The following is a 15077-nucleotide window of genomic DNA, read 5'->3' as shown; positions in this document are numbered from 1 at the left end:
AATCATAACTGAAATACGATGTCTGTAAAACGAACTGAGTCTCAAGGTGTCCTGCGTAAACTCTACTGGCACATTTTTGATTACATAGCCGCCGTCAGGCTGAAAAAAAACGACCTCGATCCCAGAGTCATCCATGCCCATCTTATCACCGTGTTGTGCACCGGTGTCCTCATGTGGGCTTATGTCGCAGTGTCGTTCATTTTTATGAGCAGCACGGCCCCCAAGGTTATCAGCCTTGTTGCATCCATCGTGCACCTGATCAGCCCGTTATTTTACCGGTTCTCTAACCGCGTCTTTTTAATTTCTAACATCATGTTGCTGGCAGGCATGAGCCATCAACTGGTTTCAGCGTTTTATTCAGGGGGATTCAACAGCCATATTTTGATCTGGTTCGGAATTTTGCCAAGTCTGGCAGGGATCATCTCCGGTATGCGGGGCTTGGTGCTTTGGGCAACACTCACCACCAGCGTATGCCTGGCGCTGCTTCTTATGGACATTAATGGCTTTAATTTCCCGGGCAGTGGTGACGGTATCATGTCACCTGTTTTCCAGTCGCTGATGGTGTTCGGCTGGATATTTATCAACACCACCATGATGTATGCCCATCTGATCATGCAGCAACGATACGAGCGGAAATTGTCTGCACAGAACGCTAACATCAGTATGTTATTAAAGGTACTGACCCACGATATGAGCACGCCGGTAGCCAGTATCTATGCAGCCAGCTGGGCGCTGAAAACCCGCCAGGGGGATCCGGAACATTATATTGATAATATTGATATTGCCTGCCAGTCACTGACCGATATGACAAAGCGTGTTCAGCAAATGTATTTGCTGGCCAATGAATCCCTTGAAATCAAAAAGCAGCCCTGCAGCCTGGCTGATTGTGTCGGCCTGTTATCATCGTTGTTTGAGATGAAACTGCAGCATAAATCCCTCACGTTTACCTATGACGAAGAGAAGTTATCGAAAATCCGGATTAACGTGGATCCCGGTTTGTTTACCCATCAGGTGATGGCGAATTTGCTGTCCAACGCAGTGAAATTCTCCTATCACAACGGCACCATCAGGCTGGATGCAGAAGAGAATGGCGATACCGTTGCCATTACTCTCGAAGACGAAGGAACCGGCATTGAGGGAGAAAAACTTGCCCGCTTGTTCACCGTGGAAAAGAACGTGTCTTCTATGGGAACAGAGTCTGAGCTGGGCATTGGCTACGGACTGAATATTGTGAAAACCTTTGTCACGAGTTTCGATGGAAAGATCACCGCCGAATCGCCGCCAGCAGGACGCACAGTACAAACACCTTTTAAAGGTACCCGCTTCACAATAACTCTGCCGGCGGGCTGAAAAGACCACACCGGCAGTGATTGATTAATGTTTGTTACCACGCCAGCGCGGTTGCTTCACGGCGCATATCAGCACCGGTACGCAACACGCCATTGGGTAAACGGCGGATAATTTGCAGACTACCAAAATTGGCCACCCAGCTTTCACTCAGTGTAATGTCGTGGCCCTGTTCAGTCAGGGAACGGATCACACTGTCAGGCAGGCGTTCATCTAAAGTCACGGCAGTACCGGAGCCAATACGGTAGCGGGGGGATTCGATGGACAGTTGCGGTGACATATCAAAAACATAGCTGTTGATAATCGCCTGTGTAATAAACTGTGGCTGCCCTGAACCACCGGGTGTGCCTATGGTCATTTCAAACTTGCCATTGTCATCAGTTACCATGGCAGCCATCAACGTGTGGAAAGGTCGCTTACCCGGGGCAATCTGGTTCGGATGTCCTTCCTCCAGTGAAAAACCGGCACCCCGGTTGTGCAGTACAATGCCTGTTCCCGGCACCATGAGGTTTGAACCAAAACTGGAGTACAGGCTTTGAACCCAACTCACAGCATTGCCTTTCTCATCCACGACCATCAAAAATACGGTATCGCCGTCCTCGTTCAGTAAGGCTCCTTTATCATCGGGAACAGATAGACCTGAGATATAATCTGCGCTCGCTTTGTTACTGATAAGCGCATACCGTTTTTTCAGGTAAGCAGGATCGAGTAACCCGCCAACAGGTACGTCAGCATACGCCGGATCTGCCACCCAGCGGTCCCGGTCAGCAAAAGCAATTTTGGTGGTTTCTATTAAATTGTGTAACAGCGGGGCTGAATTCTGGCCCATCTCTTTAAGTGGCATGTTGCCGGCCATTGTCAGCATTTGCAAAAGCACAATGCCCTGGGAGTTGGGTTTTACCGTGTGCACGTTTTTACCCTGAAAAGGCATACTCACCGCGGTTGTCCATTCAGGTTTGAAACTGGCAAAATCTGAAGCGCGTAAAGGACTGCCTTCAGCTTCCAGAAACGCTGCCATCTTTTGTCCGAGGTTACCTTCGTACATCACTGAGGCGCCATCTTTCGCTATCGCAGAAAGGCTGCCGGCTAAATCAGGGTTTTTCAGTATTGAACCAGCTTCTAAAGGTGCAGCGGCGGGATAAAATACCGCTTTGCCCGCTTCATTCAGTCGCGGGCCGGCTTTGGCGAGATCCGCAGCTAACGTTGTGCTGACCATAAAGCCGTCCCGTGCCACTTCGATAGCCGGTTGCAGTGCGTCACTCAAGCTGATTGTACCGTAACGTTTAAGCGAGGCTTCCCATGACGCCACGGTACCCGGCACGGTCACTGTGAGCGGACCGGTAAACGGTAGCCTTTCTAGCCCCTGCGATGTGAAAAATCCGGGTTCTGCCAGTCCTGCGGCTTTGCCTGATGAGTTCAGTGCCGTTATTTCACCGGTTTCAGCATCATAAAACAAAGCGAAGGTGTCGCCGCCCACGCTGTTCATGTGGGGTCGGACAACCGACAGCATCGCTGCCATTGATACGGCGGCGTCTACGGCATTACCACCGGCTTTCAGTACGTCGTAGCCTACCTGAGAAGCCAGCGGGTGCTCAGAAACCACTGCACCGTGCAGGCCGCCGGTTTCCGGCCGGATTTCCTGTAACACCACGTTCTCTGATGTCTGGATTTCTGTAGTTGCAGCATATGCGGATGTGGTGAACAAACTGGTCTGAACCATTGCTGATAAAATAACATGCCTGAGATTAAGTCCGCTTCTGATGATTTTCATAGTTATGTTCCTGATAAAACTGTTTTAGGAGAATTCATACTGTTAAGCGGGATTTACCAGCCTACTGCATATGCGGCACGCCGCGGATCTGCACCGGCCGTCACAGTGCCAAAGGTCTGGTGACGCAGAATTGCCTGAATGCTGCCTAGTGAATATGAAGGCGCCAGAGTGACATCATGACCCCGCTCTTTGAGGCCTTCAAACTGAGCGACAGGGATGCGGTCTTCAATACGCATGGTAATTTTTGCACCGGCTTTATAGAAATTAGGTTCAGCAAAAATGCTGAATCGCGGTGCTTCAATGGCTTTCTGAACACCCATACCAAAATCCAGCACATTTACCAGCACCTGAAACTGTGTCTGACCAATGGTTTCACCGCCCGGTGTGCCAAGTGCCATCAGAAATTTTCCATCTTTCATGACAATAACCGGGGAGTTATTCAGAATGGGGATCTGACCACCACGGGCGTAGTTAATATCGTCAGGGTAGGGTGACGTGGAGCCGACCCGCGTGCCGTTGTTAAATGTTAAACCTGTAGAGCCTACAACAACGCCCGTTCCGAATGCACCGCCGTGGGTAGGCGTCATTGCAACGACGTTGCCTGCTTTATCCATGACCGAGAAACTTGTGGTACTTCCGGCAAAGGATTTTTCGCGGCTGGCATCTACCAGTAACGGCCCTTCAAGAGAAGCCAGATAGGCTGATGACTGGGCATTCCCCGGCGGTTCACCGTGATCAGGAAAGGTCATTGCTTCAGCAGGCTTCAGTAAAGAGACGCGTGAGGTGATATATTCATCAGAGAGTAAGCCTTCCAGCGGAATCGTAAATTTCTTCGGGTCGGCCACGAAATGATACACATCACTTTTCGCCAGCTTAATGGCTTCAGCTAGAATGTGGGTGACGCGGGGATCATCCGGGGCATACTGACTGAGGTCAAAAGCTTCAACCAGTTTCAGTTGCATGGCGACTTCAAGACCTCCCCGTGAGGTCGGAGTGGAGGTGTAAATATCATAACCACGGTAATTCACATGCACGGGGTTTACCCATTGTGGTTGATAGGCTGCGAAATCCTCTTCAGTGAACTCACCGCCATTTTGCTGATAAAAACGGGTCATTTCCTTTGCTATATCGCCTTTGTAAAAGCGGTCAAAAGCGGCCTGAAGTGCTTCGGTTCTGGATTTTCCCTGTGCCAGTGCCGTGGCTTCTGCTGCTGTGACTTTTTTGAATGTGGCGGCGAGGTCTTTCATGTAGAACAGTTCGCCCGCTGCCGGCACTTTACCGCCCGGCAACAACATATCCGCACTGGTAGGCATGGTGCGGTACAATTCTTCGTCGTAACTGATTGCTTTGGAAACTGATGCTTCCAGCGGATGCCCCTTTTCGGCATATTCAATAGCCGGCGCCAGCACTTCAGCAAGGCTCTTTGTGCCGTATTTCTGCAGCATGCTGATCCATCCGCCAAAAAGGCCGGGAACAGCCCCTGCGTGGATCCCTTTATTTAACTGTTCCGGTTCAAGTGAAGCTGCGTCCAGTGCAAGGGGGGCTGCGCCCGTGGCACTTAGCGACCACACTTTATCTGTTGCTGCATTATAGTAGGTAGCAAAACCGTTGCCGCCGGCGCCTGACATTTGCGGGCGCACCACATTTAATGTAGCAAGTACCGCAACAGAAGCATCAATCGCATTGCCGCCATCCATGAGAATTTTCAGTCCTGACATGGATGCCAGAGGGTGTCCCGCTGTCACCAGGCCGTTTGGTCCCGGCACTTCCGGACGGTGGATGGTGCGGGAACTGCTCATCTGCAGCGGATAGGCCGCTTCCTGAGCGTTCGCGGGAGCTACGACTGTGCCGGTTAAGCCGATTGCCAGTGAGAGAGACAAAGTACGGATGAGCTGGCGTTTTGGAAAGCGCAATAAAAACAGTTTGTGCCTGGCTGTCATGGTTGAAGGTTCCGGTTAACTGGAGAAAATGGCTATAACGTCTGCGCCGGTAATTCCGGAACCACTCAGTGTGAATAAATGTGTGTTTGCAGGTCGGGCATTATCTGTTCATTCATTATAGCATTTAGAAATCACCCGCTATGAATGCAGAAAGACCTTGACCCCGCAGTGGCCTGCATGCAAAAGTTATCAGGTAATCAGAAACTTGCCTGCTTCTGAATAATAATCATTTTCCGTTTTATCCTCTGCCAGTCTCTGTGTACCGGCATACTTTCTTTTCAGGACATATCCGCAACTGTGTTGACGGATTTTCACTTTTTTCACAAAAAAAGTTCCGCTGACCGGGACATCACCGTCTTAGTCATTGTCCGTTATAAACTGAGAAGAAGGCGCTTATGGGAAGAGCCATAGAAAAACACGAACCGGAAGAGACTGCGCTACCTTGTCAGAAAGCCATTACAGGTCAGAGAGAAATCATTGCTGACTTGTTCAGGCAGCATAATGATACGTTGATCAAGTTTCTCAGAGCCAGGCTCCGCTCCGATGCCGATGCCCACGAAGTGGCTCAGGAAGCTTATGTAAAACTGCTGGATCTCGATAAACCGGATGCAATCAGCTACCTCAAAGCCTATTTGTTTAAAATTGCATCTAATCTGGCTATCGACCGTCTGCGATCCAAGCAGCATAACACTGTCTTCAAACCACTGACGTTTGTTGAAAGTAACCACCCGTCCGAAGAGCAATATGCGTTAAAAAAAGAACAGCTCAAGCTGATGACCGGATTTATCAATGAATTGCCTCCCAGATGCCGGAAAGCGTTTTTGCTCAGCCGGTTACACGGGCTGTCATCCGGTGAAATTGCCAGTCTGATGAACATTTCAGACAGGATGGTCAGAAAATACCTTGTCCGCGCCACGGAATATTGCCGTGACAGACTGGATAGCCATCAAGGAGATATTTGAAGTGAATTTTGAAAACAGGACACGTTTTGAGATCGCTACCGAATGGTTTTATGAATTGCAGGACCCGAATATTGCCGTGGAAAAGATTCAGGAATGGCAAAAGTGGCTGGCTGAATCGCCCGAAAATATTCGCGAATACGAACGGGTTGAAGAGGTGCTGAACCTGTCAGGTGATATGGAAGGCCTTGTGTGGCCGGACGACAGAGATTTGCTGGCTGATGATTACGACGGAGAAGAAAAGATAGAAAGCTGGAAAAAACCGGCAAAAAAACGCGCCTTCAATCCGTTCAGCGTTTTCAGTCTTGAAAAATTATATGACTGGCGGCCGTTTCAGGTATCCACCTTGTCTGTGGTGTATGCCGCACTGTTCTGTATCGCTATCGTCAACCTTTCTGATTTCAGCGGTAACTATCCTGTTGACGTTGCTGTCTATGAATCTGCAACCGGGCAAAACCGTGAAGTGCTGCTGGAAGACGGTTCGGTCATTACCCTCGGTGGTCAAAGCCTGGTTTCTGTCGCATACAGCAAGAGCCGCCGTCAGATCGTGCTGGAAAGAGGGGAGGCTTATTTCGATGTGGCAAAAGATGCTGACAGACCATTTTCTGTGGTCACCGGGAATCGGGTTGTTACTGCTGTGGGAACGCAGTTCAATATTTCCAAACAGGCTGAGCGGGTTGTTGTCATTGTTGCTGAGGGCAAAATCAGTATTGCACCGGAGCAGGATGAAACCAAAACCGGTAATACCATCGATGCCTACCTTACGGCAGGGCAGCGGGTCTATTACGACAAAGAATACCTTTCTGATATTGCGGTGTCTCCTGTGAATGCATCCCTGGCATGGAAAGACGGCAAGCTTCAATACATGGAAGAAAAGCTCATGTATGTGGTTGAAGATATTAACCGTTACTCGAAAATTAAAATCCGTTTCGCCGGTGAGGAAGCCAAGGAGTTTCTTTACTCAGGTACTGTTTTTACCGGCAATCTGGAGCAGTGGGTCGAAGTGCTGCCCCATGCTTTTCCGCTCAGTGTGTCTTATGTCGGTGACTCGGAAATCGTGTTATCTGTACATGCCGGGGCGATATAACGTGACTTTCCCCGCTGTTAACTGGATGCATGACGCGTTTTGCCCTGTTCATTTAAGGGGTACCGGATGAGGAAAAGAAAATTCCGGCTGACAGGTTTACTGCCAGTGTTGTCAGCCGGTCTGATCTGTCACAGCGTCGATGCCGCAGACAGGCGGATTGCCTTTGATATTCCGTCGCAACCTATGAACGCTGCATTGATCGAATTTTCTGAGCAGTCCGGATTACAGGTCGCGGTGAATGCCAGTCTCATCAAAAATATCAAAAGCCGGTCAGTGTCAGGTATGTATGAAAGTGCAGGCGCTATTGAACATTTACTGGGTGAAAATGCCCTCACATTCGAAAAAATCGGAGAGGAAACCATTGTTATCAAGAAGGCTTCTTCTGTGGGAAAGTCATCTCTGACGTCCGCTATTAACCGTTCTCAGCGGCGGGCGTCAGCAAAAAATGAGCATGATTCAAAAACGACGGATATTACCGGCGAAGACGAAAACGGTGAGGCGCAGTTTGAAAGGATTTCTGTTGTCGGTACCGCCATTGCCAGCCACCGTCTGAAGTCCGCTTTGCCTGTTGCTGTTTACGGTACGGATGCGTTTGATGCCACTGGAGTGACTGACGGCAACGAACTGGTCAGAGCGATCCCGCAGATGGGCGACATTACCTGGAATGAGTCATGGATCCCGGGAAGCAGTAACGCAGCGAGGGGAGATACCGCTTCGCTGAATCTGAAAAATCTTGGCGCGTCCAACACGTTATTGCTGATTAACGGCAGGCGTTCCGTCATTCATCCCACCACCTCAACCGTGGACGACAGTATTTCTACTACCACATTTAATACCAATGCCATTCCACTTTACGGTTCGGACAGAGTGGAGATCCTTCTTGACGGTGCTTCTGCGATTTACGGTTCAGATGCCATTGCCGGAGTGGTAAACATTGTTACCCGAAAAAATATTGAAGGTGCGGGGTTAAAGCTCCGTTATGGCAAAGCAGAGGGCACTGGCCGGACAGACTCAGAACTTACCGGCTTTGCCGGAACGGATTTTGACAACGGAAAGGGAAATGTGTCTTTGATGTTCAATGTGGTCAAAAGAACTCCCCAATATGCCGCCGATCAGTGGTACACCGCAACATCAGACCACCGCAACTTTTTTGCTAACACCGATTTGGAAAATGCCGCTTCTCTGGATGGTAGAAGTGTTTATACCCCGTGGGGTAACTTTATTGCTCCCGCGCAAGTTAGTGCTAATGGTCAGCCACTCACCAGTGCCGCCGGTTATTTTCATACTAAGGCAGAAAGCAGCAATAACTGCATCGCTGAAGGTTACAGCGGCACATGCTATGCGTCCGGTAGTGCAGCAGGTGACTATTTGTATGACTTTGCCGCTGCAGGTACTTACATTACCCCCGGTGTAGAACGGGTTAATCTTTTTTCCACATTCAACTGGCAATGGCTGCCTGACACGGAAATCTTCGGCGAAATTGCCTTGTACAAAGCGGCATCAGATTACGTGACCAGTCACGGTTTTTTTTCAGTGAATACGCCGGTTTATGTGCCTGCTGACGCCTACTATAACCCCCTCGGCGCATTGACTCTCGCTGACGGCACCATTAACCCAAACCGGATAAGCGAGCTGGATAATGTGCCTGATGATGGCGTGCCTGTTGAAATCAGGCAATACCGGTTTACCGGTGGTGGTTTGCGCACTGTTGACGTACATAATACACAATCGCGGTTTCTCGCCGGATTAAAAGGACTGACATCCGCCGGTCTGGCCTGGGAGTCTGCGCTCCTCTATTCAAAAGGCCACGCAGCCGATACGTCAGACGGCTACAGTGTGTCGGCATTTGCTGAAGCCATTTCAGGGCGCAGCAGCGATGCATATAATCCTTTTTCCGGCGGTTTGAATGTTCAGGCAGACAGCTCTGATTTTGCAGTAAAAGCACACCGCAACAGCGTGTCTGAAATTGCGTCATGGGACGTGAAAATAACATCACCTGATTTGATTAAACTCCCTGCGGGGGAGCTGGGTTTCGCTACCGGTGCTGAGTTTCGCTATGAATCTCTGAAAGACGACAGAGATCCGCTGGTGGACGGGACGCAAACCTATACCGACTGGTATACCGGATATGAGTACCTCAGTGACCTGGCAGGAACCAGTCCAACACCGGATTCAGCAGGCAGCCGGCAGGTGATGTCTGTCTATGGTGAACTGGCGATGCCGCTTGTTTCACCTGAATTTGATTTGCCCTTCATAAACGCTCTGGATCTGCAAATTGCCGGCAGATATGAGCGTTACAGTGATGTCGGGAGTATCGCTACGCCGAAAGTGGCGGCAGTGTGGCAGGTCAATGATTCTTTACTTATCCGCGGCTCGTGGTCTCAGGGATTCAAAGCGCCTAATCTGGAAGTGCTCAATGCCAGTGAAATGGCCAGGTACAACAATCATACCGACTATATTTTCTGTGAGGCGGCTGAGCGTCAACAATATATTGAAAGCTACGCCGGTTGTTCAGCTACTTACGCAGTGACCTGGCATATTGCGGGGAATGAAAACCTGAAGCCGGAGCGCTCGGTAAACCGCACAGCCGGCCTGGTTTACAAGATCCCGGGTACGAAAAGTGACAAGGGGAACATGTCGTTTTCAGCAGATATCTGGCAAATCGACATTACCGACAGGGTTGGCGTGGCGCCCGTGGAAGACGTCATTGCACGTGATTTGTATCTGCGCACTACCATGCAGTCGCAGGATAGCCGCATTGTGCGAAACGATGCGAACAGTGAACAACAAAGCCTTTTTACTCATACCGGTTTGCAGGCGGCAGGACAGATCCTCTTTATCCAGACCGATTATCAAAACCAAAACTCACTGTCAGTAAAAGGCGCCGATTTCGCGATGGACGGCGCATACAAATCACTGGAGTGGGGCGACTTTTCTTTTCATCTGGCCGCATCGAAGCTGATCAGTTATCAGCAGGCACTGACGGCAGAAATGGAAGAAGTGAAGGCCGCACAGGATAACGGACTTATCGACGGGTTTGTTGTAATTGGCAATGGCAATGAAACAGGTGTGAACGGTAAAAAACCTGAATGGAAAGGCCTTGCCAGATTTACATGGCAATTCCGGAAACTGATATGCAGATTATCAGCGCAATATACCCACCATCTTAATGACGGGAGATACGCCGACGGCTCTGATTTTAAAGTACCTTCGATGACGACATGGAATGCGTCCGTCAAATATACCTTTGATGACAGTCCTGCAGGTGCTGTTGATGCAGAAGTAGGGGTACGGAATATGTTCCGTCAATCCCCGCCTCTTAATGCGTCCGGCGATTATCTTGCAAACCTCTACTTACCTTTTTCACGTTACTTTTACGCCAGCGCAGAGGTACGTTTCTGATGCGCTACTTTTTTCTTCTACTATTTTTCACAGGATGAACACATGAATATCGCGAAAAGCGCGTTGCTTTGCTGCCTGTTAGTATCAGCGGGACTGACTCTGCCGGCTGCTGCAGCAAGCGGACAATCTGAGAGTATCACCGTGACGGAAGGCACCGCCATGGCTGCCAGTGTGTCTCCTGACGGGCAAACCATCGTGATGGATTTACAGGGCAGTCTATGGACTTTACCGGTTAGCGGCGGTGAAGCTACGCGTATTTCCGGCGAATATCAGGATGCAAGGCAACCAGTGTGGATGCCTGACAATCAGACCATTGTGTTTTTCTCTTTTAAAGATGGCGGTTATGATCTCTGGTCGGTAGACAGAAGCGGCGAAAATATGACCGCCCTGACGTGGGGGCCTTATGATGACAGGGAGCCCGCTGTGTCGTCTGACGGAAAATTTGTGGCTTTTGCTTCCGACCGCAAAAACAGCTTTAACAGTTACGACATATACAAACTGGAGCTTGCTTCCGGTGTCATCACCCAACTGACGGACGATAAGTACGAGAACCGGATGCCAGTCTGGAAATCGTCCGGCGATGCGCTGACTTACACTACAATGCGGGAGGGACGTCATTTACTGGTCACCATAGATGCCAAAGGCAACGAAACCATCGAACAGGAAGCGGAACATGCGCTTACTCCTATGCTCTGGGACAAGGCCGGGCTGTTTTATGCTGCTGCAAGTGGTGACAATCAAACCGTAATGAAAAGAGGAAACAGGGTAATTGCGTCCGGTGAAGAAGTATTTGAGTTCAAAGCCAGTCTTTCAGCTTCCGGTGAGATAACTTACGTTGCCGGCGGTAAGATAAAAACACTGGCCGCTGACGGTGCTGCTTCTGATATTCCGTTTACTGCAAACCTGACCGTTTTCACACCGGAATATGCCAAAGCAGAAAGAGATTTTACATCAGACAAGCCGCGCCCTGTTTTAGGGATCATGCGGCCGTCTTTATCTCCGGACGGTAAATACGTCGCTTTCATCGCTGTGGGAGACCTGTATCTCATGAAGATTGGTGAAAAGCCCGTAAACCTTACCCAAGACCACTACATGGAAGCGGATCCTGCCTGGTCTCCTGACGGCAAGTCACTGGTTTATTCTTCGGATCGCGGTGGCGATAAAATGCAGTTGTGGGTACATGACATTGCTACTAATAAATCTGAGCAGCTAACTGAACTGGATACTCAACCTCTCGGACCGGCATGGTCACCGGACGGGAGTAAAATTGCCTATCTGAGCGTAGATAAAATGTGGGGCGAAGCCAGTCTTGGCATGTACGATCTCGACGCAAAATCCGCTTTTCAGATGAGCCAGACGCTTAAACAGCCGGGAAAACCGTCATGGTCTGCTGACAGCAGCCGGATCATGGTTGCTCTGCCTGATCAGTTTTCTGCAAGCTTCCGTGAAGGGACTAACCAGGCCTATATATTTCCGGTAAACGGTGAAAAGCCATACTGGAGTACGCCGGTGGAGAATTTGTCAGTGGATACCAGAGGGGGAGGCGGGCCAGTATGGTCGCCGGACGGAACAAAAATGGCGGGTATCTACGGTGGTGAACTGAATGTGTGGCCTGTTGACGATAAAGGCGAACCTCTGGGCCCGCCAAGAAGTTATACATCGGAAATTGCGCACAATCCCACCTGGTCGGGTGACTCAGCAACTATCCTCTACCAGTCAGATGATAAGTTAAAAATGGTGAATCTTTTCACCGGTAACATTGAGACGATACCCTTCGACATGACGTACGTGCTGGCAAAGCCGGCAAACAAAAAAGTTATACAAGTCTCTTATGTGTTTGACGGCGAAACGGATACTTTGCAAAAAGACAGGGACATCTTTATCAGCGGCAATACGATCACAGATATTGTCCCCCGCAACAGTAAATCCACATCCGGCTATGAAATTATTGACGGAACAGGTAAATATGCCATGCCCGGTTTGATTGAAAGTCATGTGCATCCGCAGAAAGACTTCGGACAGGGGGCGCACAGAGGCTGGCTGGCTTATGGGATTACAACGCTCAGGGACCCGGGTAACCAGCCTTATCATGGTGTGGAAGATCGTGAGGCCAGTGAAGCCGGTGTGAGAGTAGGCCCGAGAATTTATACCACCGGCCATTTGATGGAATGGCAACGGGTTTACTACAAAATGGGTGTTGCGATTGCCGGGCCGGCGCATCTGGAAAAAGAACTGCAGCGGGCAAAAGCATTAAAGTACGATCTGCTTAAAAGTTACGTCAGACTACCCGATGCCCAGCAAAAACGGGTAACGGATTTTGCCCATGATGAGATGGGCGTGGGAGTGACCACCCATGAGATCTATCCTGCTGCGAAAAGTGGCGTTGACCGCCTTGAACATCTCGGCGCAACAAGCCGCCGCGGGTACAGCCCCAAGCAAATAGGTGGCAGGGCTTATGACGATGCATTGCAACTGATGAATAAGGTAGTCACACCCACCATGTTCGGGTCATTAAATATGCTGATTGCACAGCATCCTGAACTGAAAAAGGATAAAAGGTTGTCGCTTTATCCTTTGTGGACGCAAAAAGGTGTAGAAAACCCGATGGTGTTTCCTGCCAGCTATCTTGCCAGCCTGAAAGAGCAGGCTAAAACCTTAAAAACACTCTATGACCGGGGCGCAACCATCACAGCGGGTACAGATCTGGTACTTGCGATGAATCTGCACGGCGAGCTGGGTTTTTATGTGAATGAAGCGGGTTTCACTCCTTATGAAGCACTGAAATCTGCAACCTCGGTACCGGCTGATGTACTGGGTCTCAATGCCGGCAGGATAAAGGCGGGCAGTTTGGCTGATATCATTCTGCTCGACGCTGATCCGCTGGCAGATGTTTACAATGCATCAAAGGTGAACACGGCTATCACCAATGGCCGCGTTTACACGCAGGAACAGTTGCTGGATATGACTTATCACGAAGAATAGCCGTGTTTAACCGGTGATGCCGTCCGGCATCACCGGTTTTCTTTCCTGATTTGATATGTTTTAAGGTTCCGCAGAAGTCAGGTTTTCCGTTATAGCAGGAGACATCACTTTCACGGACTACAAAGATGCAAACCTTCATCGCTTCACACCTCCCGGCCTCTTCAAAATTTAACGCTTTCAAAACGCTCATATACTCAATTTGCCTGTGTTTAGCCGTCCTTGCTCCTGTCACGGCACGTGCTGAAAAACTGACCCTCATCAGGCATGTTAATGTGTGGGACGGCACCAGTGATTCCCTTAAGCAAGGCTACAGTGTGCTGATTACCGGTAATCTTATCACTGCCGTCGAAAAAGAAATCGACACACCACAGGATGCGGTAATTATCGATGGCAAAGGCCAGACGCTGATCCCCGGCTTGTCTGATGCGCATACCCATTTTGCCCAGACCTCGCCGTCAATTACCGGGATGCGCAACGACGAGAACTGGATGTACGTGGGGATCAAATCTGCACTTACAGCTAAACAATTTCTTATGCTGGGCTTCACCACTGTCAGGGATCTCGGCGGTCCCTCTTTTGGAGTAAAGCAGGCTATTGATGAAGGGCTTATACCCGGTCCGCGCATTTATCCTTCCGGTGCGTTTATATCGCAAACATCCGGCCATGGCGATTTCCGCAATTACAATGAACCTAACCGTGTCATCGCCGGTGGTCCGGTGATGCCAATGGACCAGCAGGACTGGTTTTATCTGGTGGACGGTAAGGCGGAGGTTCGTAAAGCAGCGAGAGAGAACCTGAGAAAAGGTGCGACTCAGCTTAAAGTGATGGCTGGCGGAGGCATCGCTTCTGATTACGATCCTATTCATTCGGTGCAATTTGCGCCGGAAGAAATAAAAGCTGCAGTGGAAGCGGCCAAAGACTGGGACACGTACGTTGCTGTGCATGCGTATACCGAAAAAAGCATCATCCGTGCACTGGAAGCCGGAGTGAAAAGTATCGATCACGGTCAGCTTATTTCAGAAGAAGCGATGAAACTGGTCAAAGAGAAAGATGCCTGGCTGGTGCCGCAAAGCCACTGGGGTTTAAGGCCTGCTCCGGATTTAAGCAAAAAATTATCTGACCGGGAAAAGAAATCGCTCATGGTCAGAGAGGGCATAAACAGAGAAATGACGCTGGCAAAGAAATACAAGGTCAATCTGGCTTATGGCACTGATGTTTTCGGATCTTTAGGAAATGAGAAAAGGGCGCTCAATGAGTTTACATCACGGGTGAAATGGTTTACGCCACTGGAAGTGCTTAAACAGGCCACGTCGGAGAATGCCCGCCTGTTTGCCATGTCCGGTAAGTTGAATCCTTACACAGAAGGAAAACTGGGTGTCATTGAGCCCGGAGCTTACGCAGATATTCTGATTTACAGTGGTAACCCGTTAATTGATGAGCAGGTTGTTGTGAATTACAGCCAGAATCTTAAGTTCATTATGAAAGATGGTGAAATATTTAAGAACGTTCTGGACGACTAAGTGTTGCCGCTTAAATGTTAAAATTAAACGTTTTCGTAACAAATGGAGGCATTTCGTGAGTTTTAGTGT

Annotated in this window: 8 protein-coding genes; 6 read left to right on the top strand and 2 right to left on the bottom strand. The window is 49.6% G+C overall.

Translation table 11 applies throughout. The features are described from left to right. Window positions 1-18: 18 nt before the first annotated feature. Entirely contained in the window at window positions 19-1350 is a 1332-nt protein-coding gene (locus tag J3369_RS12690) for a sensor histidine kinase (protein WP_349587397.1), read from the top strand. Between the two features lie 34 nt (window positions 1351-1384). Here J3369_RS12690 and ggt read toward each other — a convergent pair whose 3' ends face one another. Next, window positions 1385-3118: a gamma-glutamyltransferase gene (gene ggt / locus J3369_RS12685; protein ID WP_349587394.1), complete on the bottom strand. Its 1734-nt coding sequence runs from the start codon at window positions 3116-3118 to the stop codon at window positions 1385-1387. Between the two features lie 53 nt (window positions 3119-3171). Next, the gene (locus J3369_RS12680) at window positions 3172-5058 is read right to left on the bottom strand and encodes a gamma-glutamyltransferase family protein (protein ID WP_349587391.1); all 1887 of its coding nucleotides are present in this window, start codon (window positions 5056-5058) and stop codon (window positions 3172-3174) included. A gap of 395 nt (window positions 5059-5453) precedes the next feature. On the opposite strand from J3369_RS12680, the gene J3369_RS12675 reads away from it, so the two are divergent. From J3369_RS12675 to J3369_RS12655, 5 genes are all read left to right on the top strand, one after another. Beyond that, a complete protein-coding gene (locus J3369_RS12675; protein WP_349587389.1) occupies window positions 5454-6020 on the top strand; it encodes an RNA polymerase sigma factor in 567 nt (188 codons plus the stop codon). Then, window positions 5986-7104 (top strand): FecR family protein, encoded by a 1119-nt coding sequence (locus J3369_RS12670; RefSeq protein ID WP_349587386.1) that lies wholly within the window; start codon window positions 5986-5988, stop codon window positions 7102-7104. Before J3369_RS12675 ends, J3369_RS12670 begins: the two co-directional genes overlap by 35 nt. 66 nt (window positions 7105-7170) lie before the next feature. Beyond that, window positions 7171-10506: a TonB-dependent receptor domain-containing protein gene (locus tag J3369_RS12665; protein ID WP_349587384.1), complete on the top strand. Its 3336-nt coding sequence runs from the start codon at window positions 7171-7173 to the stop codon at window positions 10504-10506. A gap of 42 nt (window positions 10507-10548) precedes the next feature. Next, window positions 10549-13488, top strand: coding sequence for an amidohydrolase family protein (locus J3369_RS12660; protein ID WP_349587381.1), 2940 nt, complete (start codon window positions 10549-10551; stop codon window positions 13486-13488). A gap of 125 nt (window positions 13489-13613) precedes the next feature. Next, complete coding sequence (locus J3369_RS12655; RefSeq protein WP_349587379.1) at window positions 13614-15008, top strand: metal-dependent hydrolase family protein; 1395 nt, start codon at window positions 13614-13616, stop codon at window positions 15006-15008. Window positions 15009-15077: the final 69 nt, after the last annotated feature.

This window comes from Alteromonas sp. NFXS44, assembly GCF_040148705.1.
Taxonomy (GTDB): Bacteria; Pseudomonadota; Gammaproteobacteria; order Enterobacterales; family Alteromonadaceae; genus Alteromonas.
The sequence above is the reverse complement of the archived record's forward strand: the minus strand, read 5'-3'. Positions and strand labels throughout refer to the sequence as shown.

Bases quoted from the DNA above. Each gene is read 5' to 3' on its own strand.
- J3369_RS12655 (WP_349587379.1), top strand. From the start codon at position 13,614: ATGCAAACCTTCATCGCTTCACACCTCCCGGCCTCTTCAAAATTTAAC.
- ggt (WP_349587394.1), bottom strand. From the start codon at position 3,118: ATGAAAATCATCAGAAGCGGACTTAATCTCAGGCATGTTATTTTATCA.
- J3369_RS12680 (WP_349587391.1), bottom strand. From the start codon at position 5,058: ATGACAGCCAGGCACAAACTGTTTTTATTGCGCTTTCCAAAACGCCAG.
- J3369_RS12660 (WP_349587381.1), top strand. From the start codon at position 10,549: ATGAATATCGCGAAAAGCGCGTTGCTTTGCTGCCTGTTAGTATCAGCG.
- J3369_RS12690 (WP_349587397.1), top strand. From the start codon at position 19: ATGTCTGTAAAACGAACTGAGTCTCAAGGTGTCCTGCGTAAACTCTAC.
- J3369_RS12675 (WP_349587389.1), top strand. From the start codon at position 5,454: ATGGGAAGAGCCATAGAAAAACACGAACCGGAAGAGACTGCGCTACCT.
- J3369_RS12665 (WP_349587384.1), top strand. From the start codon at position 7,171: ATGAGGAAAAGAAAATTCCGGCTGACAGGTTTACTGCCAGTGTTGTCA.